We start from the raw sequence: 20,154 nt of genomic DNA, 5'->3' as shown, positions 1-20,154 counted from the left end.
GGGAACGCGAAATGAAAAGGATACCTCGCATCGGTATCGGGGGGCCGGTCGGCTCCGGGAAGACCGCGATCATCGAAGCCATCACTCCCATTCTCGTGGATCTCGGGAAGCGCGTGCTTGTTGTGACGAACGACGTCGTCACGACCGAAGACGCGAAGCATGTCCAGCGCACGCTCAAGGGCATCCTTATCGAGGATCGCATCCTCGGTGTTGAAACGGGTGGCTGCCCGCATACCGCCGTACGGGAAGACCCCAGCATGAACCTCGCGGCTGTCGAAGAGATGGAGGCCAAGTTTCCCGACTCGGACATATTGCTGCTCGAGAGCGGCGGCGACAACCTGACCCTGACTTTCAGCCCCGCGCTGATCGACTTCTTCATCTACGTGATCGACGTTGCCGCCGGCGACAAGATCCCGCGCAAAAATGGCCCCGGCATCACGAAGTCGGATATCCTCGTGATCAACAAGACCGATATCGCCCCCTATGTGCACGCAAGCCTCGAGGTCATGGATCGCGATGCGAAGCTCATGCGGGGAACAAAGCCCTTCGTCTTCACCAACTGCATGAAGGGCGAAGGTATTGAAGATCTTGTGCGCCTAATCCGCCAGAACGTGCTTTTCGACGAGTTCGATCCGCAGGCCTGACATGCGCAGTGCGGCGCGCGAACTTTCGCGTTTCCAGGACGAGCCAAGGCAACTCCCGTCGGGCTCGTTCGGAAAGTCGGCCTTCCTGCGGCTCGGGTTCGAGCCGCGGGCTGATCGCACGGTCCTGTCGACGCTGCATCGGCGAGCGCCGTTTATCGTCCAGCAAGCCCTCTATTGGGACGAGGAGATGCCGGGCCTGCCGTGCGTCTGCATGATCTCGAATGCGGGCGGGGTGCTCCAGGGCGACCGCAACCGCATTGAGATCGACCTTGCGCCCCAGTCGCAGGCCCATGTCACGACGCAGTCAGCGACCCGTATCCAGGAGATGGACACCAACCACGCCACCCAGACCCAGACAATCCGCTTGGGAGCAAATTCCTACCTCGAATACATCCCGCATCCTGTCATTCCGCACCGAAACTCGCGTTTCGCCCAAGAGACACTGATCGAGATCGACCCGACCGCGACGCTTGTCTACTCCGAAGTGCTGATGGCCGGACGCAAATACTATGGCGAGCGCGGCGAAGTCTTCGCCTATGACCTCTTCTCGTCTTTCGTCCGCGCGGTACGGCCGGGCGGACGTCTGCTCTTCGCGGAAAAATTCGTGGTCGAACCCGGCCGCGGGCCAGTTGACGTGCTGGGGATAATGGGTCCGTTCCACATGTTCGGAAACCTGATCGTTCTTGCGCCGAAGCCGGTCGTCGACACCCTTTTCGACGCCGCCGCGCCGACCTACGACGAGGCGCTTGGAGTCGCCTTCGGCGCAAGCCGGTTGCCAAACGATGCCGGGGTCATCGTCAAGGCGCTGGGCATGGAGGCGGCTCCGGTGGTCGCCGTTCTGCGTGAGTTCTGGCGCCAGGCGCGCCTCGCGGCTACCGGCTGCGCATTGCCCGACCGTTTTCTTTGGGCGTGAGGTCGAAATACATGGACAATACCGTGCGATGGATGAGGATCGTCGAAGGCAATGCCTTCGTCCGATTCATCGATGTCAACCTACGTGGCGCGGGTCAGGTCATTTTCCAGAACAACCCGCTGACCGGCCTGTTCTTTCTTGCCGCGATCACCTGGGGCGCCATTTCAGGCGGCGCGCCGCAGATCGCTATCGGTGCCTTCGTCGCCCTGGTCGTCGCCACCGTCACCGCGATGCTCCTCGACGCCGACGAGGACTCGCTGCGACAGGGGCTCTTCGGCTTCAATGGAATGCTCGTCGGCTGCGCCGTTCCGACGTTCATCGAACCCTCGCTGGCCATGTGGGCGCTTCTCGTGATTGGCGCAGCGACCTCGACCGTGGCGATGCTTGCCATCGCCAATGTGATGAAGACCTGGGGTACCCCGGCGCTGACCTTCCCCTTCGTCCTGACGACCTGGTTCTTGATGTTGGGAGCGTATTCGTTCGGCGCTGTCACCATTGATGGAATGGGGCCGCCAGCCCTGCCAAACAGTATGTCGACTTCTCCGTTCTCGACTGCCGAGGCGGCAAGCCAAGCCCTGCCGCTGCTCGAGGCCTGGCTGAAAGGCCCGGCGCAGGTCTTCCTGATCGACGACTGGCTTAGTGGCATCCTGGTCGTGATCGGCCTTGCGGTCTCGTCGCTTTGGGCTGCCGGCCTCGCGCTTGCAGGCGCGGCCATCGCACTCGTCACTTCGCTCGCCCTCGGCGCCAGCCTGTCGGACATCTCCGGGGGCCTCTACGGTTTCAGCGCCGTACTGACGGCGGTCGCACTGGGCTGCGTCTTCTATGCGCCGTCGTGGCGCGTGGCTCTTTTCACGCTCCTTGGGACGATCTTCACGGTGATCGTTCAGGGGGCGATGGATGCCGCTTTCGCACCGATCGGTATCCCCACCTTCACGGCCCCCTTCGTGTTCGTGACCTGGCTGTTTCTTCTGCCTAAGGCAAATCTCAAGCCGCATCCGCACGACAAGATCGCCAATGGTGTCGTCGGAGGCGATGCGGCCAAGTGAAATCGGATCGCAGAATCAGAGGGTTGAGCATGCTACAGGTATTTCACAAATGACCCCGGTTGATGTTCTTCTTGTCGGAGTCGGCGGCGGGCTGGGGTCGCTGTTACGCTGGGCTGTCGGCAAGGCAGTCGGCGAGCATTGGCACAAAGACCGCTTCCCCCTTGGCACGTTCCTGGTCAACGTCAGCGGGGCCTTCGTAATCGGCTTCCTCGCGACGCTCTTCGGGCTCGATTTCACCGTCCGATATGGTGATGTGCTCACTTCGGGCGTGCTGACCGGATTTCTGGGGGGCTACACAACGTTCAGCAGCATGCAACTCGATGCGGCGACACTGGCGACGAAGTCGGGCGCGCGCTACGCCGCGCTCTATCTGCTCGCGTCGGTCGTGGTCGGCGGGATCGCGGCCGCGCTGGGCATCCTTCTGGGCAATCTCGTGGGGGCGGCATGATCAACACCGTGATGTTTGTCATGATCGGTGGCGCCGTCGGCGCGCTTCTGCGCGAGTTCCTGATGCTGACCGTGGGCACGGGACCTGACGGGTTCCCGCTGGATATCTTCACCGCCAATGTGGTGGCGTCGTTCCTGCTTGGTCTCGGCTTCTCCCTCCATCGGCGCAAGCTGCTGAATGACGGCCTCTATGTCCTCATCGGTACGGGCGTGATGGGAGGATTGTCAACCTTCTCGAGTTTCGTTCTTGCCGCCGTGCAACTCATGGACAGAACGGGGCCTGGACCGCTTAGCTCGGTCCTCTATGTCGGGCTAAGTCTTGCCGTTGGCTTCGGCGCGGTAATTCTTGGCTTACGCGCCGGCAACCTCGGAGCAGCACCCGCAGATCGCGAGCCTTAATGTAACGAGAGGAACAGGACAACAATGGAAACGATTAACTCCGGCGATACCGCCTTCGTGCTCATGTGCACCGCACTAGTCTGTTTGATGACGCCGGCGCTTGCGCTGTTTTACGGCGGCCTGGTGAAACAGCGCGACGTCCTGTCGATCATGATCCAGAACTTCGTCTGCATGGGCGTGGTCGGGATGATCTGGGTCTTCGGTGGGTTCAGCCTGGCCTTCGGACCAAGCATCGGCGGTGTCATCGGCGACATCCGCACCTACTTCGGGATGTACCACGTCGGTGTCGAACCGAACCCGGAGTTCGCCGCGAACGTGCCGTTCATGCTGATCTTCGGCTACCAGATGATGTTCGCCATCATTACCCCGGCGCTCATTACCGGCGCCTTCGTGGGCCGGTTCCGCTTCGGTGCCTATCTGTTTTTCATCGCGATCTGGACGATCCTGGTCTACCTGCCGGCGGCGCACTGGATCTGGGGCGGCGGTTTCCTGTCGAAGCTTGGCGTGGTCGACTTCGCGGGGGGCATTGTCATTCACACCGCGGCCGGGTTCTCGGCGCTGGTGACCGCGGCCTACCTCGGCAAGCGAAAGACCGCCCCGGGCGACGGGCCGGGCCACCCGGTCAGCCTTGGAATGGTCGCTCTGGGGGCGGGCCTTCTGTGGTTCGGCTGGTTCGGCTTCAACGCCGGCGGCGCCTATGCCGCGAACGCGCTGGCGACCTACGCCTTCACCAACACAATGCTTGCAGGCTCGGTTGCTATGCTGGTGTGGATGTTCTGGGAGTGGCGGAAAGATGGCCGGACTAGCTTTTCGGGCGTTCTCGTTGGCGCCGTCGCAGGCCTTGCGACGATCACCCCGGCATCCGGCTACGTCGAACCCAGCGCTGCGGTTGTGATCGGCGCGGTCGGGGCTACGATCTGCTATCACGCGAAAGCGGTGCAGAGCTGGCTCAAGATCGACGATACGCTTGAGGTCTGGCGGGCACACGGCGTCGGCGGCATGACCGGCGCGCTGATGATCGGCTTCATGGCGAGCTCCGCCATCAACGAAGTCGAGGCCAGCTTCCGCCAGCTCGGTGTGCAAGCCTTCGCCGTCTTCGTAGTTGCCGCCTATGCCTCGATCGTGACGTTCATCATCCTCAAGGCGATCGACATGACGGGCACATTGCGAGTGGCGGAGAAAATCCAGCGCGAGGGGCTTGACCAGGCAATGTTCGGTGAAGATGCCTTTGATCTCTGGGGCATTGACCGCACCCCCCGGAGCTGACGGACGAGCCGCGGCAGGCCGGTCGGCCTGCCGCAAACTTCCTGTATGCTTTTTCGCAACCGGACCCGCCCGTAGCCGAGCGACCCCTTGCCGCTTTGAGCGGCTCACGAATTCCACCCCCGCTTTGCCGGGGGATGGTTACTCGGGTTCTGCGGCATCGCCGTCGCCTCGCTGCGGGTGGAGATGCCCGTAGTGTGCGCCGGGGGGTGGCTCAATCCGTGAGCCCGCCAGCTCGAAAATCACCGGCTGAGGCACGACGCTCATCACCTTTTTTAATACTTTTCACTGCGCCAGCTCCAACGGTCGTCACGTCTGCCGGTGCCGATCCCATCCAAAAACATCGCATAACGCGCTGGGCGCGCTTTAGTGGCTTGAGGTCCGGACTCCAACCAAGCGTGCGAGAAACACCGCGACGAACATCGGGCCGACAACGGCCTCGATCATCGCGAACGACTTGGCCGGCGGCGTCAATGGAGTGATGTCGCCGAAGCCCACGGTGGTCAAGGTCGAGAAGCTGAAATAGATCAGCTGACTCTCGATCTGCGGGATGCCGACCGGGGCATCATGCGCGAAATAAAACGAACCCGGTACAAGTATCTCCAGGAGCATGAACACGAGCGCAAAGCAGTAGCCGAGCAGGATGTAGACGCAGATGCCGCCGTAAACCGTGTCGTTGGTTGGTGATCCGCGACGCTGGATGTAGAGGAAGAGTGCGCCTGCATTGAATCCGGTAAACAGCAGCGAGAACAGGATCGAGATCGGCGCCAGCGCCGAGGCTTGGAGCCAGAAAAAGGTCCAGCGGGCGGCGAGTGCCGGCACCAAAAGCACGCAGCCGACAACGAGTAGTATCCGGTTGTGGTACATCGAGGCCAGTCCGGCGAGCAGGACCGCTGATGCAGCGATGTTGCCCAGTACTTCCCCAATGCCGATGGTCGCAAAGCCGCTGCTGGCGCCGAGAACGAGCAGACTGAAGAGCAGGATGGCGAAGCGGACCGGGCGCTCTTCGGGTGCGGAGTCGCGCATGAAACTGCTCGTTGCTTGATTCCCGCGATGTATATTGAACATGCGATGGACCTTGCGCAGAACGCTTAGGCAGTTATTTGCGTTTCGGCGGTCATGAAGGCGCCTTCCAGGGGTCCGCAAGCAACTTAACCCAGCATTAAAAATCTTAAATCCTAAACCGCGTCTCACCGGGATCGAGGATATCTCGGAGGCCAAACGCACACTAAAAACGACGCATGTCGCTCTGGGCGCGGTTTAGGGCAGACTCTCGCGCGAGGTCAGCGAGCCGACCGCAAAGGCGAGGTTCACCGCGCTGATCAGTGCAGCCGCATGCGCCTCTGCCTGAGCCTCGCGTGCATCGAGCAGCGCAGTGTCGGCCGCTGTCGCCGCATCGACCGTACCGACGCCATTGCGGTAGGCCGCGAAGGCGGCATCATAAGTGGTCGAGGCGGCACCGACGAGCGCCGTGGCGGCACGGTGCGATTCGAGCGCGGTCCGCAGCGCGTTGCGGGCCGCAACGATTTCGGTTACTGCTGCGGTCTGCACCCGTTGAAACTCATCCTCGGCCATCTCGGCCCGGGATTCAGCCTCTTTAACCTGAGCCGTCCGCAGACCGGAGTCGTAGAGTGGTACGGTCACCCCCACGAGCAGGCCCGTACCCGAGCCTTGCTGGCCAATCGAGGGCAAACCGGACACATCGAAGTTGCCCGAGCCCGAAGCGATGTTGCCGCCGGCATAGACCTTGGGAAGATAGTTCGCCTGCGCGGCTTTGACACCGGCCTTGCTGGCTTGCATCGCCGCGTAGCTTGCCGCAACGTCGGGCCGCTGCGAAAGCGCCAGTTGGATCGTCGCCTCGAGCGATGCAGAGGCCGGCGCCGGGAGCGGCCGGCGGGCGGCACTCACCGCATCGACCCTCACATCGGCGTTCACGCCCACGGCGGCGAGCAGGTTCTGATACGCATCGCGCTCTCCCCCGTCGGCTTGGACCCGACGTAACTCGGCCTGTGCCACGGCTTGGCGCGCCTGTGCCGTCTCCACGCTGGTGGCGAGCCCCTGCGCCTCGCGCGCCTCGACAGCGGTCCGGACCGCTTCGGCGTTGCGCAAGGCCGTTTCGGCAAAGCCGCGTCGCTGGATCGCGGCGCCATAGACGTAGTAAGCCTGCGAGACGTCGAAGATCAGTTTTTGATGGGTGCCGTTGAAGAGGACGTTCGCCGCGATCGCCGCATGCTTAGCCGCAGCCGCGAGTGCCTGGCGCTGCCCGAAGTCGAAAATCAGCCACTGCAGCGCGAGAATCTGCGCCGTACCTTCTTCGGTAGTTTCGAAACTGAGACTTTCGCCGAGCACCTCCGGCAGCGGCGTCGTCAGGTCCTGATACCCGCCGATCACACTCGCGGTGATGACGGGCAGGTAGGTCGCCTCCACCATGCCGACGGCCAGCGCCGCCTGCCGAGCCTGCTGCCAGGCGGCTCGGGTCGCCGGGTTCGCCCGCTGTGCCAGATCGATGAGCTCGGGCAGGCTATAGACGCGTGCCGGATCGATCCCCTCGGGCTGCGCGAGTTGTGCGCGTGCCGAATCCGCGGGGATTCTGAAGTTTGGAGCCCCATCCTCCGGCGCAGGTTGCGCAGCGGGCGCGAGACTCCACAAGCCTGTCTCCTCGTCGCCGCGAGGCGTCCAAGGCTGATCGGCCGACGCGGAGGTCATGTTCGCCGCGTTGGAGGCGCAGCCAGCCAGCGCCAGCGTAAGCACTGCAGCCCCGGCGACGCGCGCTAAGGAATGGCGGACCCTCATCCTGCGGCTCCCTGGAGTTGGTCGAGTGGGCGGGTAAAGGGGCCGGCGATCGGCGCTGGAGCGGCAGGCCGAGCCGGCGATGCCGAAGGACCGAAGCCGGCGTGGGGTTCGGCTTCTCCGACAGGTCCGCGAAACCGCTCAGCGAGACGCTCGAGCTGCCTGGCGGTGTGCTCGAGGTCAGCATCGCGACTCAACCAGATGGTGCGATTGAGCGCCTCGATCTGCGTGACCGCGCCATAGAGCGCCGTCTCGCGCGCGGGTGTGGGCCGCAACCCACGGGGCTCGAAGGGCAGCACGCGCAGCGCTTCCTCGGCCTTGCCGGCGAACGCTTCAACCGCAGCGGCACTGCTCACGGCATTCGCTCGACGCTCGGGTGCAAGCCGCGCCATCCGCGTCAGCTCCGAGAGCGCTTCGGCAAAGAAGGTACGGACCTCGCCCTCGACGGGCGCCGGCCAGATGCGTGTAAAGATGAGATAGACCACGAGATTGCCGAGCAGAATGCCGAAGATCCTGCCCTGTGCGGTGTCGAGACTGACACTCGGCCCAAAGCCCTGCAGCACCGTCAACAGGAACGCGAGCGCAATCTGTACACCGGCGTAGGCGATGCGCTCGGGGCCGGTCGAGACCCATGCGCCGACGAGGCAGCCGAGGAACACGAGGGCCATCAACCCGCCGATCCCGTCGATGTGGGGAATGACCCAGAAGATCGCAGCGACCCCGATCGCCGCACCGATCAGGCACCCGGTGATGCGCAACGCGAGCTTATGCACGGTCTCGCCGGTGGTGGCGAGCGCGGCGACATAGCAGGTGATCATCGCCGTATGGATCCCCTGCCAGTCGATCGCCGTATAGATGAGAAAGCAGATCACCGCCGCCGCCGTGGTCTTGAGTGCGAAGCGGGTGTAGGCGGGATTGGTCAGCGCATCGGGGGCGATGAAGGGCGTCTTGGGTGCCGGCACGACCTCGGGCTCGGGTGCTCCGGCGAGCACGCCCAGTGCGTCCCATGCCGCGCGCTCGGCCGGATCGGCGTTTGCAGGCGGATCAGGCGGCATCGGCGGGGTCTCGCCCTCGCCGAGCGCGGTGTGGGCCGCACGGATGTGGTCTGCGAGCGCGACGCGACGGCTCGACTCGAGATCCTTGGGAAGCGCCGACACCGCGAGCATCAGTGCAAAGCCCGCCCGGACATCCGCCGCGATTTGCCGTGCGGCCGCGTGCGGAACGAACCGCAGCACCCGCGCCGCCAGCGCCTGCGGGTCGAAGGGCGCGTTCCCTTCGCGCAGCAGCTCACGCAACCGTGCCGGATCGCCCGTCTCCAGCGCCTGCGCGGCGGCGGCCAGCCGGGCTCGGAGCGTGTCGCGCAACAGCGTCACGGGCGAAAAGCCGAGGACGAGATTGAAGCCGATCATCAGGATCATCGGCAGTGCGGCCATCGCCCAGGCCTCGCGCAAGGCGAAGGTTGCCGCGTCGCCGAACGGCGCCTGGACGATCAAGGTCAGCACGAAGGCGATGATCAGCGCCGCAACACTGCCCTGCTCGCCCAATTGCGTCGCCGCGCCGAGGTAGAGCAACAGGCAGGAGGTGATGACGATCGCCGCCATGATGTGCAGGGTCGAGCCGCTGGTCAGGTTCACGACCCAGACGAGGAAGGCGATGAGTCCCGGCAGCAGCACCAGAAAACCGATGCCGGTGCCGATGTTCACCACCGCGTCGGGTTTCATCAAAAAGATGATCAGGTAGCAACTGATCGCCGCCTCGGGGATCTCGAACATCATTGCCGCACCGGTCACCAGCGCGCACAGCAACGCGACCCGCCACGTCATCCCGGCCCGGCCCGGAAACGGCTGCAGGTCCTCCAGCGCCTGGCGCCAGAGCGACGGCGGCGCTTCGACAGCGTCACTCGGGTGCGACGACGCCACAGTCTTCGCCATGCCGCACCACCGCAACGGCCGACCCGCCCAATCGCATCAGCGGCGCGGGTGGGTTGTCGAGCCTGATCCGCACCGGGAAGCGCTGGACGATGCGCACCCAGTTGAGCGACTTCGGAACATAGGGCACGCCGCGGGGCAGATTCACCAGATCTTCGGAGATGACCCCCCAGCCGATGCTTTCGACCCTCCCGAGGACGGGACGCGAACGATCGGCCAGCACATAGACGGTCGCGCAGTCGCCGATCGCGATGCGGGAAAGCTCGGTCTCGGGGAAGGTTGCCGAGGCATACCAATGTTCGGTGTCGATCAGCGTGAAGAGCGACTGACCGGGTGCGACGATCTCGCCGGTCGAGACGGTCAGGCCGACCACCAGTCCATCATGGGGGGCACGTACATGCGTCGCAGCCAGGTCTCGCTCTGCGATCGCCAGCGCCGCCCGCCGGGCGGCGACCAGCGCATCCGAAGCCTCGAGCGTGGTCACCAGCGCATCCGCGGCGTCGGCCTGGCGCAGTGCTTGATCGAGGCTGGATTGTGCGTCGTCGCGCGCGGTACGGGCATCGTCGACCTGCTGGGCAGTGACATAAGCCTTCGGCGCCAGGGGCAAGAGCCGGGCGAGCGTCGCCTCGGCGAGCGCGAGGTTGGTGCGGGCGCGCCGAACCTGCTCGGCGGCGACGGCCGCGTTCGACTGCTCGGCCGAGATCGTCCGACGCTGAGCGTCGCGTGTCGCCTCGGCGAGTCGCAGGTCCGCCGTGACCTGCGCCACGGCGAGTTTGTAAGGCTCGGGATCGATCGCAAACAGCAGATCGCCCGCGGCGACACGCTGGTTGTCCACCACGGCGATGGTCACGACCCGTCCCGCGATGGTGGCGGCGACGTTCACCACACTCGCCGTCAGTACGGCGTCCTCGGACATGGGATTGTTCGCGGCGCGTTGAAAGTACAACCATCCCGAGAACACCGTTCCGATGACGATCACCAGCGCAACGATGATGCCGCCAACCGTGTATTTTCGCGCATAGGCGGACTTGGCCATGCATTAGCGCCCGAAGACGGTTGCTGCGACAGCAAAGGCAATCAGACAGGCGAGCGCGATATACACGAGCGTCCGGAACGGCATTCCTTCGTCGATTCCCAACCGTATCAGGAGAGTGCGCACGAGCACGGAGCCCAACACGCCAAGGGCGGCGCAGAACAGCCAGTAGGGGAAATAGGCACCGTAGAACGGCAGCGATGGGCTCGCAGTGTATCCGCAGCCTTGCAGCCCGAGCAACAGGGGCGCAGGGAGAGCGAGTCGCCGCGCGGCTGTGCCTCCAAGGATGAGGCGCGAAGCGAGTTCTTGACGACGCATCGCGTTCTCCCCGATCAACCCGGGCTTCACGCCGCCTTCAGCGTCGCCGTGCCGTCTGCCGCATCACCGCCAAACCGCTGAAACGGCAACACCAGTAGCTTGTCTGCTCCGGCGAGCGCCGTGAGGTCGAAGCGCGTGTAGTTGCAGGCGTCGTAAGACCGCAGAAAGAAGAGCTTGCGGTCCAGGTCGGAGAGGCTCGTCCAGCAGGTGAACTCGGTGGCCGCACCACCGCCCGGCCCATCGAGACCCTTCACCTCCAGATGACTGATCCCGGCCTCGGGAAGATCGATCGTCACCCCCCGCGGCCGGTCGAAATTGTTCATCACATGGGCGAGTGTCGTCACGGCCCTGTCCGGCGTATCGGCCTTCTCGGTGTACTGGGCGTAGAACGCGGCGCGCACGAAGCGCCCGACCGATGTGTTGGACGCCGGCAAGCCCGTGGTGGCGACACCCGAATCCGGCTGAGTCGCCGCATAGTCACCGAAGGTCGCGGTCGGCCGATCCACGTTGCTGAGGAACGTGTAGTTGTCGAGATTCGTCAAATGCCAGTCGAAGCGAGGCCCATTGGTCATCACCCGCACGGGATTGTCGTAGACCGACATCTCACCCTTGTGGAACTCGATCACGAAGGAAGCGCCGGTGGCGTCGTTCACCAGATAATGGAAAGGAGACACCACGCCGCCCAGCATGGCGAGGGCCTCGAGCTTCACTGGCTGCGTGGCGAGCGCCGCTTTGACCTCGGCAACGGAGCCGAACTGCCCCAGCGCCCAGAGCCCGAGATCAGACGCCGAAAGGACCGCAGTCTGGCTCGGAACCTGCGCCTCGGCCCCGGCAGCCATCGGATAGGACAGCAGACTGAAGGTCAGACCTTGATCGTTCAGCCCTTCAAGAACCTTGAGGTCCGCCGGACCGATGGGGTCGTCCTTGGTCGGGATCCGCGCCGGCATGGTGATGGCGAGCACGCCGTAGCGGGTCGTGAAGCTGACGGGCGGATGATCCGCGACGTGCGAACTCATGGCGTAGCCCACAGGAAACCAGGCGACCCGATAGGGCAGATCGACCGTGAGCTCGAGCGTCCGCCCGAAATACGACCTGCCGGCCGCGTCACGATAGACGAGCGATGTACACATAACGATCTCCTGACTGTTTCGGCGCTGGTGTCGTTACCGATTCCGCGCTCCACATCCGGCCGATACACCGACGCAACCGAAAGCATCGGAAGCCCGTTTTCGCTTCATTCATGGGGTACGAGACCGGATACGGCGCAAAAGACCTTGAAGGTGCGTTTCATGTCCACGATCAATGGGGGGATGATAGCCGATGCCGAACAGAACGGGAACAACAAGCACATCCGGAATACCGATAACCGCAATCGGGCCACCTATCGCGATACAATCAATACGGTAGACCCAGACTCAAACAGCTTCGCTTTGGCACGATGCTCTCGCACGAAAGGCCACTTCTCGAGCACGAATCGGAAGCGTCGCGCATGTAGCGGGCGAATGGATCAGGCATGAACAACCCTTTTTTCCGCACGGCCGTGTCGCCGTCGGCATCCGTCGTCCGGCTACTGTTGATCTGGATGCTGTGCTGGACACCGGGCATGGCGTTCGCCGACGCGACCGGCATGCTCGGCCCGCCCGACACCACCTCGCCGCGCGCCACCTTCAGCGGCTTTCTCGCGCTCACCGACACGATCGCCGAGCGCTATGCCGACTACCGAACGGCGCCGAGTGCCGAGACCCAGCGGGCGTTCCTGCGGGCAGTGGAGCAAGGCATGCACTTGATGGATCTCAGTGGTGTCGCGCCGGCCGCGCAGCATGAGATTGCCACCGCGACGATCATCTGGCTCTGGGAGGTGATCGCGCGGGTCGAGCTCCCGCCCGTCGAGGCGATCCCGGATGCTGCAACCGATACGAGCACGGTTGCACCGGCCGACCCATCCCCGCGATGGCACCTGCCAGGTACGGGCATTGTCATCCAACGCGTCGAGCAAGGGGAGCGCGCCGGGGCGTTCCTGTTCAGCCCCGAGACAATCGCCTCGGCACGAACCTATGCCGAGCGGGCGCGCGAGCTGCCCTATCTGCGCCCCTCGCGCATTGAGGATGTCCAAGACCTGACCGGAACCGCACTCGGGTTCTCGGGCTGGATGCTGCCGCCGCGCACGATCGAGCGACTGCCGGAGTGGGCGCGGCGCCCCATCGCCGGTCAAGTCGCCTGGAAATGGGGCATGCTGCTGGCGAGCCTGGCCTCGACGCTGGCCCTGATCGTCGTGGTGGTTCGCTGGTCGCGGCGCCGCGCTTGGGATGCCCGTGTCGGGACCTTGCTGAGACGCTTGGTTGCCCCGCTCGCGATGCTGGTGTCGATGCAACTCTTGCGCGCCTTTCTCGACGACCAGGTGCAGGTCACCGGAATGGTAACCGCTTGGCCGGATTACCTCGCCGAGTTGGCCTCCGGACTGGCCCTGATTTGGACGATCCTGCTGTTCGCGCGCTGGATTCCCGATGCTCTCAACGCCATGCCCCCGAGCGGTCACAAGCACCTGGATCCGAGTCTGGTGCGCTGGAGCGCGCGCGTCGTCACCCTGCTCGCCATCCTGGTGCTGTTGTTCTCCGCGGCACAGGATCTCGGCATCCCGGTGTACGGCCTGGTGGCCGGCGCCGGTGTCGGTGGCCTGGCCGTCGCGCTCGCCGCCCGCCCGACGTTGGAGAACTTCATCGGTGCGCTGAACCTGTTTGCCGATCGGCCCATCCGCGTCGGCGACCTGATCCGCTTCGACGAGCGTCACGGCGAGGGCTGGAACCCGGTCGGCAGGGTCGAGGCCATCGGCCTGCGCTCCACCAAGATCCGCCAGCTCGACCGCACCCTGATCACCATCCCCAACGCCGACCTGGCCGAGCGCAACATCGTCAATCTCAGTGCCTGCGATCGGTTCTTGTTGCAGCAGCGTTTCGCGGTGCGCCACGAGACCGGCGACGATCAACTGCGTTACCTGCTCGCCGAACTGCGCGAGCTGCTGCATGCCCACCCCAAGACCATCCATACCGCAGAGGAGCCGATCCGGGTGCGCTTTGTCGGCTTTCGCGACCATGCGCTCACCGTCGAGCTGCGCGCCTACATCCGCACCACCGGCTATTCGGAATTCCTCGCCATTCAGGAGGACATCATGTTGCGTGTGATGAAACAGGTCACGCAGGCGGGAACGGGCTTCGGACTTCCCGCGCAGGTGGTCTACATGGCGCGCGACGCGGGACTCGACACGAACGCGCGCGCAGCGGCGGAGCAGCAGGTGCGCGAATGGGCCGCCGCCCACGAACTGCCCTTCCCGGACCTGGACGAGACGCAACGCAAGCGTATCAGCGACACGCTCGACTATCCGCCCGAAGGCTCGCCCGGCGCAGATCGGGGTTGAGGCGACGCCCCCATTCACAGCCGACCGTTGCCGACAAGCCATTGCAGACCGTAGGGTGGTAGCTGGATGCGACCGCTCGCATCGGTCGACGGATTCCCGTCGATGAGGTCGGTGAGCTCTCCGGTGAGGCCCGCGTGACGCGGTAGATCGCCTTGCACGCTTTGTGGGTCTTCGCTGAAGTTGGCGAGCACCAAGAGATGGCCATCATTGCGGTGGCGGGCGAAGGCGAGCACGTGGACGTTGTCGCTCCATAGGGGATGTAACAGACCGAAATTGTGCGTGTGTGGATGGGAGCGCCGCGCCTCGATCAATCGCTTGATGCCCTCGAACAACCGCCCTTCGAGCGAGCGCGGATCATGACGTCGTTCGGCCTTTGTCCAGTCCATTCTCGGGCGATGGAGCCAGCGACTGTCGTGGGCCTGCTCCGGATCGTCCCGATAGCTCGGATCGTTGAGCATGCCGATCTCATCGCCCATATAGATCAGCGGAATCCCGGCTCGCCCCAGGATCAGACCATACAGCAGCAGGATCCGGCTGACGGCCAAGTCGATTTCGGCCGGGTCGCCGATCTCGATCGCCCGCTCCAGCCCTGCGAGCGACGCCGTGGTTCCGCTGATACGCGCGTCTCCGGAGGCTGGGTCGAACTGAAAATAGGCCCCGCGCGCGAACGAGCCGGGAAAACGCCCGGTGTAGAAATCATTGAGAAAATGACGGTGCGCTGTCGGATCCTCGCCGATCTCGCGAAGGGTCTCGTCGCTCATTCCCCAGCCGATGTCGTCGTGGCAGCGCACATAGTGGATGGCCGTCGCACCAAGCAGCAGCCGCGGTGCCATGTGCATGGCCGCGGTGGCCAGGGTTGCCTTGCGGGTTGCGAGACCGCTCCACAAATTCACCATGAACTGGTTGTTGTAGGCCAGCTCGCAGCGCTTGCCGGCATTGGCGTCGACCCCGATGTAGCGCAGCAGGTCGTCGGGAGGCACGATCGCTTCGGCCTTGAAGATCACGCCGGGCGCAACCACGCGCATCAAGGCTCGGTAGGCCTCGATCAGGAGTTGGACCTCCGGCTGATTTTGGCAGTCGGTGCCCATCCGCTTCCACAGGAAGGGTGCGGCATCGAGTCGAAGCACATCGACGCCTTGATTCACCAGGAAGCACATGATGGCCAGCATCTCGCGAAAGACCGCCGGATTGCTGTAGTTCAGGTCCCACTGAAAGCGGTTGAAGGTCGTCCAGACCCAGCGCCCGTGATCGGCCATGTCCGGAACAAAGGTAAAGTTGCCGGGTGCCTCGTCGGGGAAAACCTCCGGCAAGCTTCGCTCGAAGGCATCCGGGAGCTCGCGGTCACTGAACGTGTGGTAGTACGCAAGATACTTCGGGTCGCCGCTGCGCGCCCGCTCCGCCCAGTCGTGCTCTGCGGCCGTGTGATTGAGCACCAAGTCCGCACAGAGTGCGATGCCGCGCCCGTGCAGCGCAGAGGTTAGCGCCCGGAGATCCTCGAGCGTTCCGAGCTCCGGGGCGATGGACCGATAATCCATGATGGCGTAGCCGCCATCGTTCTCGCCGGGTCGCGGCTTGAGCAGCGACATGATGTGCAGGTAGCTGATGTGCAGCTCCTGCAGGTAATCGAGTCGGTCTTGTACATCGCGCAGGGCTCCGGCAAAGCGCTGCGGATACAGCACATAACCGATCATATCCGGCCGCTCGAACCAATCGGGTGTGAGCTGCCGCTCGAGGTCCAAGAGGCGCAACGACTCAGGTCGTGCCAAGTAACCGTCGACCACGCAATCGAAGATGGCATCGGCTTGTGCTACGGCGTCGTCACGGTCGCCGTAGAGGGCGAGAATGGGCCGGCGTGCATCCTCGAACCAGCGCTCGATCCTCAGCCAAAACATGTCGGCATCGCGTGGCTCGAAGCGATCGGCGAGCTTCTCGGCATGCCGACCCCGGAGCCGCACGAATGCCGCGCGACTCTCTGGGCTCATCCGCAGCAGATTCTGCATCGCTCGTCCTACCTCGGGGGATATGGCTTGGTGACGTAGGGCTTATTCACGGGCAAACGTCAGACCGTCTAAACCGCGTCTCACCGAGATCGAGGACATCCCCGAAGCCACACGCAAAGTGAAAATGTCGCATTTCGCTCTGGGTGCGGTTTAAACCGCACCCAGCGCGGTATGCGTAGTGTGTTGGATTGGCTTGGCCGCGTCGGCTCCGATCGTTGTCGGAGCCGGCGCGGTTTAAAGTATTAAGAAATATAAATTTCTAAACCGCGTCCCCGCTAAGAGCCGTGGATGCACCCAACGGCGAACTCACGCGAAAGCGAGCATCTCGCTCTGGACGCGGTTTAGATTCCAAGCGTTTAAGAAATCGAGTTTTATGCCGATATGGAGAATAAACGGTCACGCTGGCATACTCAACCCATGGATGCTATGAGTGCTCGGCTTTCAGCAGTCCAAGTCACATGCGACCGGCTTTGGCAATTCGAGCTTGAAGAGCGCCGCCGAGCGGTGCCTCACTCCCCACGGCGCAATACGACCAACACCACAGCAAACTCGACGCGGAGAATCGTCCATGGCGCTATACACACCGATCATCGAAGCGATGCTCCTGCTGGTGCTCTTGATCATCGCTGCCCTCGTACTGCGGCGCGCGGGCGCCCTCACCGAGGATCACGCTGGGGTGTTCTCTCGGGTGATCACGCTGCTGATTCTGCCCGCGCTCGTCTTCAATCACCTCTCGGCGCATCCGATCAGCGCGGACATGCTCAAGGCGCCGACGATGCTTTTCCTGAGCGGGCTCATGCTGATGGCGCTCGCTTGGTACGTCGGTACGCGGGTGCTCCACCTGGGGCGGTTACAACTTGGTGCGTTGATCCTATGCACCGGCTTCGGTTCGGCGACCTTGGTCGGGATCCCGCTCGTGGAGATCGCCCATCCGGAACTGGACCTGCAGGAGAGTATCTTGATCGGGGTCTTGGGCGTTGAGCTGCCGCTCTTTATTCTCGGCCCGTTGATCGCGTCCTACTACGGCCGGCGCGACGGATTGTCGCTCGGTGCCGGGGCCCGGGTCGTCCTGGGTTCGCCGATCGTGCCTGCCGTGATCGCCGGAATACTGTGGGGCCAATTTGAGCTTCCGCGCGGCGGAAACCTAGCGCTGGATACCCTGTTTCTGACGCTCGATCATCTGGAGGCGGCTTTGCTGCCCCTCGTCGGCCTTGCGATCGGTCTGATGCTGAAGCCGATCACCATCGCCAACCTGTTGCCGCTGTTCGCGTTCGTGGCTGCCGTTCAGCTCGTGCTGCAGCCGACGTTGTTGGCCGTCGGCTCCTGGCTCTGGTCGTTGCCGGAGTCGATCACCGCAACCCTGATCTTGCAAGGCGCGGCACCGGTGACCGCGTTGTCGGCGATCTTCGTGCGGCAGTCCGGATGTGACGGGACACTTGCCGCATCACTGATTCTGTTCACGACACTGCTGTCGCTGCTCACGATTCCGTTGATGGTGATCGCGTTCGGGTGATCCGGCCGTGCCGCAAGATACGCTTGCCCGGTTCTCCGACATCCTGCTGGTTGCGACGGCGATACAGATGTTGGCCAAGTGGCTTGCGTAATTCGTCGTCGTCGGCGCGCCGTCGGGAGCCGCCGTTCTCGCCGTGGGGGTTGCATGACTGCATCGAATACCATCAATGTACGCCGGCCGACGGATCCTTCGGCGCTTTCCATGGCTCTGTTGGTCGCAGTGCCCGGCCTGTTCTACCTGATGTCGATGATGCTGCGCAATTCGATGGCGGTGGTCGAAGTGGAACTGGAGCGCGCATTCGCGCTTTCAGCCACCGAGGCGGGTATGCTCGCCGCTGCGCTGTTCGTCGCTTTTGCCATCGCTCAGATCCCGCTGGGGATTGCGATGGACCGCGTTGGTCCGCTTAGGGTACTGGGGTTTTCGATTCTGATGCTGGTGGGTGGGGCTCTGGCATTCGCGGCCGCCGAGGGGTTCGCTGCCCTGTTGGGCGCACGGATCGCAATCGGCATCGGCGCCGCGCCGATCTATGTCGCGATCATGGGCCTGATTTCTGCCCGTGTCAGCGCAGATCGCTTCTCGACCTATTCCGGCGTCGAATCCGGTATCGGGCGGCTGGGCTTTTTGGTCGCCGCAGCACCCTTTGCTTGGCTCGTGGCTGCGGTTGGGTGGCGCACCGGCTACGGCCTGTCGGCGCTACTGACCGTCAGCCTCGGGGTGGCGATGTTGATCTCGCTGAGGCATGCGGCTTGGACGCCTGGCGAAGCGACCAACTCCTGGCAGGCCATGCGGACCGGTGTGCGGCGGGTTGCACGCGCGCCGGGTGTTGCAGGGTTGGTCGCATTCCAGATCGGCATGACCGGTGCCTCCGTCGTGCTCTTTGCCGGCTGGGGTGCGTCTTGGCTGCGGTCCGTCTATGCATTCACCGGGGTCGAAGCGGCGCAGTTCCTGACGCTGGCAGCCTGCGCGTTTGCCGCAGGCTCCCTGGCCTGGGGTGCCGCGCCGAGACTTGCGATCAGTGCCGTGACTCTGTCCCTGGTCGGCGGTCTGGTGCTGGCCGGGCTGCTTGCGCTGCCGGCGGCTGGCCTGCTCGGGCGGCCGTGGCTTCCGATGTGGCTCATCCTGTTTGGTCTCGTCAGCGCCGGCTATCCGCTAGCCGTGGCCCAGATGCGCGAGTGGGTGCCGAAGGAGTTGCTGGTGAGGGGGATAACGCTGCTCAGCTTTAGTGCCATCGGCGGCGCGGGCGTCCTGCTGGCGGCCTCCGGCGCCTTGATCGACGTGTTTGCCGATGCTCCCGGGGAGCATCCGCCGGAGTCTTTCAATGCGATGTTTGCATTGTTGGCCGGGGTCAATCTCGTCACCACGCTTTCTTATGGCATCGCGACACGTCGACGCTCCGTCACGCGCTGATCCCGGCGAGCTTCTCGGTCGCCCTATAACATCGGAAAGGTCCGAGCGTTGACCCGGTGCAGTCGGCCCAACGCTGCGTTGCCTGGGGCTGCACTCGTCCGCCTCTTCAGCCTTGCTTGATCGTGCGATAGAAGGGTTCGACCGGCCCACTGACCACAGACGCCCCGACCGGGCCTGCAGCCTGCTGAAAACGCGGGTCGATATGGGAGTTTTCGTGATCGTAAACGCTCTCCCACACGCCGTGCATCAGGTAGGCGCGCAGATCGCCGTCGGGATAGGCATTTTGCAGGATCTCGGTGGTGACCGCCTTGCGGTAGTGGTGGTTGTCCTTCGATCCTTCCCGACCGTCGGGATACGCATCGTCATAATCCGCATCGTTCACGTCCGGGCGGCACGTCTCCTGCGCAATGCTCAGTAGGACCTTGACCTTCTCATTGAACTGCGCGACCTGTCGGTCGTTGATCATGACGTGATTCTCGACCGTGACAGAGGCATTGCCCACCTCGTCGGACGGATGCGCGAGAAAATGGCGAATCTCGTGCGGGGTCGTGTAAATGGCGCTGCGGTCACCGGCGGCAACGGTGATGAAAACGCCCTTGAAGACCTCCAGAGCGATCCCTGTCTTGGTCGGCGGTTTCGTTGTCCCGCTGTAAGCGAAGAGCGACGGGGCGATGTTCTCTTCGAACCACGACTGGATACCGGATGATTCGAGTGCCTCAAGATCCGCGAAGCGCACGAGAAGCGAGTAAACACCGGGGACCTTCGGGTTGTCGATATACCCTTCAGCGAGCACGCCTTTGAGATGTTCAGGATAGTTCTTGACCATCGTCGACTCACCTGTCATCTGCTTCAGCGAGAGGCTCAGATAACCGGTTTTGCCTTGCATGAAGGCAATCAGCGCATCGATCTTATCGATGACCTTCGCTTGTTCCGGATTCGGAACGCGGATTTCATAATAGAGTGTGACCGGCCCTTCGGGGTTTGGGTGGGTCTTCGGCAGCCTGGTCGTAGTGGATTCGGTCATGGTGTTTTCCTCCGCTT

The 20,154-nt window shown here is 63.6% G+C and carries 17 protein-coding genes; 9 read left to right on the top strand and 8 right to left on the bottom strand.

Annotated features, from left to right (window positions below; all coding sequences use genetic code 11):
• Nucleotides 1-11 precede the first annotated feature (11 nt).
• From ureG to BDD21_RS24120, 6 genes are read left to right on the top strand one after another with little or no spacing between them, the layout of a single operon-like run.
• Nucleotides 12-644 (top strand): urease accessory protein UreG, encoded by a 633-nt coding sequence (gene ureG, locus BDD21_RS24145; protein ID WP_120799340.1) that lies wholly within the window; start codon nt 12-14, stop codon nt 642-644.
• 1 nt (nt 645) lies between these two features.
• The gene (locus tag BDD21_RS24140) at nt 646-1,557 is read left to right on the top strand and encodes an urease accessory protein UreD (protein WP_120799339.1); all 912 of its coding nucleotides are present in this window, start codon (nt 646-648) and stop codon (nt 1,555-1,557) included.
• An 11-nt stretch (nt 1,558-1,568) separates the two neighbouring features.
• Entirely contained in the window at nt 1,569-2,603 is a 1,035-nt protein-coding gene (gene yut / locus BDD21_RS24135; RefSeq protein ID WP_120799338.1) for an urea transporter, read from the top strand.
• 49 nt (nt 2,604-2,652) lie between these two features.
• The gene (locus tag BDD21_RS24130) at nt 2,653-3,051 is read left to right on the top strand and encodes a fluoride efflux transporter FluC (protein WP_120799337.1); all 399 of its coding nucleotides are present in this window, start codon (nt 2,653-2,655) and stop codon (nt 3,049-3,051) included.
• On the top strand, nt 3,048-3,449 hold the full coding sequence (locus BDD21_RS24125; protein WP_120799336.1) for a CrcB family protein: 402 nt from the start codon (nt 3,048-3,050) through the stop codon (nt 3,447-3,449). The genes BDD21_RS24130 and BDD21_RS24125 overlap by 4 nt, the downstream gene beginning before the upstream one ends.
• Nucleotides 3,450-3,473: 24 nt before the next feature.
• Nucleotides 3,474-4,715: an ammonium transporter gene (locus BDD21_RS24120; protein ID WP_120799335.1), complete on the top strand. Its 1,242-nt coding sequence runs from the start codon at nt 3,474-3,476 to the stop codon at nt 4,713-4,715.
• A gap of 363 nt (nt 4,716-5,078) precedes the next feature.
• Here the strand turns inward: BDD21_RS24120 and BDD21_RS24115 are convergent, their stop codons facing one another.
• The 6 genes from BDD21_RS24115 to BDD21_RS24090 all read right to left on the bottom strand — a co-directional run bounded on the left by BDD21_RS24115 (nt 5,079) and on the right by BDD21_RS24090 (nt 11,911).
• The gene (locus BDD21_RS24115) at nt 5,079-5,738 is read right to left on the bottom strand and encodes a potassium channel family protein (RefSeq protein WP_120799334.1); all 660 of its coding nucleotides are present in this window, start codon (nt 5,736-5,738) and stop codon (nt 5,079-5,081) included.
• Nucleotides 5,739-5,972: 234 nt separating this feature from the next.
• Nucleotides 5,973-7,505, bottom strand: a complete 1,533-nt coding sequence (locus tag BDD21_RS24110; RefSeq protein ID WP_120799333.1) for a TolC family protein — start codon at nt 7,503-7,505, stop codon at nt 5,973-5,975.
• Nucleotides 7,502-9,433 (bottom strand): FUSC family protein, encoded by a 1,932-nt coding sequence (locus BDD21_RS24105; RefSeq protein WP_120799332.1) that lies wholly within the window; start codon nt 9,431-9,433, stop codon nt 7,502-7,504. The genes BDD21_RS24110 and BDD21_RS24105 overlap by 4 nt, the downstream gene beginning before the upstream one ends.
• On the bottom strand, nt 9,399-10,466 hold the full coding sequence (mdtN, locus tag BDD21_RS24100; protein WP_120799331.1) for a multidrug transporter subunit MdtN: 1,068 nt from the start codon (nt 10,464-10,466) through the stop codon (nt 9,399-9,401). The genes BDD21_RS24105 and mdtN overlap by 35 nt, the downstream gene beginning before the upstream one ends.
• A gap of 3 nt (nt 10,467-10,469) precedes the next feature.
• Complete coding sequence (locus BDD21_RS24095; RefSeq protein WP_120800109.1) at nt 10,470-10,781, bottom strand: YtcA family lipoprotein; 312 nt, start codon at nt 10,779-10,781, stop codon at nt 10,470-10,472.
• Nucleotides 10,782-10,807: 26 nt separating this feature from the next.
• Complete coding sequence (locus tag BDD21_RS24090) at nt 10,808-11,911, bottom strand: linear amide C-N hydrolase (protein ID WP_120799330.1); 1,104 nt, start codon at nt 11,909-11,911, stop codon at nt 10,808-10,810.
• Nucleotides 11,912-12,294: 383 nt separating this feature from the next.
• On the opposite strand from BDD21_RS24090, the gene BDD21_RS24085 reads away from it, so the two are divergent.
• On the top strand, nt 12,295-14,193 hold the full coding sequence (locus tag BDD21_RS24085) for a mechanosensitive ion channel family protein (RefSeq protein WP_120799329.1): 1,899 nt from the start codon (nt 12,295-12,297) through the stop codon (nt 14,191-14,193).
• A 14-nt stretch (nt 14,194-14,207) separates the two neighbouring features.
• On the opposite strand, the gene BDD21_RS24080 is transcribed toward BDD21_RS24085, so the two are convergent.
• Nucleotides 14,208-16,193: an alpha-amylase family glycosyl hydrolase gene (locus BDD21_RS24080; protein ID WP_120799328.1), complete on the bottom strand. Its 1,986-nt coding sequence runs from the start codon at nt 16,191-16,193 to the stop codon at nt 14,208-14,210.
• Nucleotides 16,194-16,761: 568 nt separating this feature from the next.
• On the opposite strand from BDD21_RS24080, the gene BDD21_RS24075 reads away from it, so the two are divergent.
• Both BDD21_RS24075 and BDD21_RS24070 read left to right on the top strand, forming a co-directional pair.
• Nucleotides 16,762-17,706, top strand: coding sequence for an AEC family transporter (locus tag BDD21_RS24075; RefSeq protein WP_120799327.1), 945 nt, complete (start codon nt 16,762-16,764; stop codon nt 17,704-17,706).
• A 144-nt stretch (nt 17,707-17,850) separates the two neighbouring features.
• A complete protein-coding gene (locus BDD21_RS24070) occupies nt 17,851-19,113 on the top strand; it encodes an MFS transporter (RefSeq protein WP_120799326.1) in 1,263 nt (420 codons plus the stop codon).
• A gap of 106 nt (nt 19,114-19,219) precedes the next feature.
• Here the strand turns inward: BDD21_RS24070 and BDD21_RS24065 are convergent, their stop codons facing one another.
• Complete coding sequence (locus tag BDD21_RS24065; RefSeq protein ID WP_120799325.1) at nt 19,220-20,137, bottom strand: hypothetical protein; 918 nt, start codon at nt 20,135-20,137, stop codon at nt 19,220-19,222.
• Nucleotides 20,138-20,154 lie beyond the last annotated feature (17 nt).

This window comes from Thiocapsa rosea, from assembly GCF_003634315.1.
In the GTDB taxonomy this organism is placed as follows: Bacteria; Pseudomonadota; Gammaproteobacteria; order Chromatiales; family Chromatiaceae; genus Thiocapsa; species Thiocapsa rosea.
The sequence above is the reverse complement of the archived record's forward strand: the minus strand, read 5'-3'. Positions and strand labels throughout refer to the sequence as shown.

Bases quoted from the DNA above. Each gene is read 5' to 3' on its own strand.
- BDD21_RS24105 (WP_120799332.1), bottom strand. From the start codon at position 9,433: ATGGCGAAGACTGTGGCGTCGTCGCACCCGAGTGACGCTGTCGAAGCG.
- BDD21_RS24090 (WP_120799330.1), bottom strand. From the start codon at position 11,911: ATGTGTACATCGCTCGTCTATCGTGACGCGGCCGGCAGGTCGTATTTC.
- BDD21_RS24075 (WP_120799327.1), top strand. From the start codon at position 16,762: ATGGCGCTATACACACCGATCATCGAAGCGATGCTCCTGCTGGTGCTC.
- ureG (WP_120799340.1), top strand. From the start codon at position 12: ATGAAAAGGATACCTCGCATCGGTATCGGGGGGCCGGTCGGCTCCGGG.
- BDD21_RS24080 (WP_120799328.1), bottom strand. From the start codon at position 16,193: ATGCAGAATCTGCTGCGGATGAGCCCAGAGAGTCGCGCGGCATTCGTG.
- BDD21_RS24065 (WP_120799325.1), bottom strand. From the start codon at position 20,137: ATGACCGAATCCACTACGACCAGGCTGCCGAAGACCCACCCAAACCCC.
- BDD21_RS24125 (WP_120799336.1), top strand. From the start codon at position 3,048: ATGATCAACACCGTGATGTTTGTCATGATCGGTGGCGCCGTCGGCGCG.
- BDD21_RS24085 (WP_120799329.1), top strand. From the start codon at position 12,295: ATGAACAACCCTTTTTTCCGCACGGCCGTGTCGCCGTCGGCATCCGTC.
- BDD21_RS24095 (WP_120800109.1), bottom strand. From the start codon at position 10,781: ATGCGTCGTCAAGAACTCGCTTCGCGCCTCATCCTTGGAGGCACAGCC.
- BDD21_RS24130 (WP_120799337.1), top strand. From the start codon at position 2,653: ATGACCCCGGTTGATGTTCTTCTTGTCGGAGTCGGCGGCGGGCTGGGG.
- yut (WP_120799338.1), top strand. From the start codon at position 1,569: ATGGACAATACCGTGCGATGGATGAGGATCGTCGAAGGCAATGCCTTC.
- BDD21_RS24070 (WP_120799326.1), top strand. From the start codon at position 17,851: ATGACTGCATCGAATACCATCAATGTACGCCGGCCGACGGATCCTTCG.
- BDD21_RS24115 (WP_120799334.1), bottom strand. From the start codon at position 5,738: ATGCGCGACTCCGCACCCGAAGAGCGCCCGGTCCGCTTCGCCATCCTG.
- BDD21_RS24120 (WP_120799335.1), top strand. From the start codon at position 3,474: ATGGAAACGATTAACTCCGGCGATACCGCCTTCGTGCTCATGTGCACC.
- BDD21_RS24140 (WP_120799339.1), top strand. From the start codon at position 646: ATGCGCAGTGCGGCGCGCGAACTTTCGCGTTTCCAGGACGAGCCAAGG.
- mdtN (WP_120799331.1), bottom strand. From the start codon at position 10,466: ATGGCCAAGTCCGCCTATGCGCGAAAATACACGGTTGGCGGCATCATC.
- BDD21_RS24110 (WP_120799333.1), bottom strand. From the start codon at position 7,505: ATGAGGGTCCGCCATTCCTTAGCGCGCGTCGCCGGGGCTGCAGTGCTT.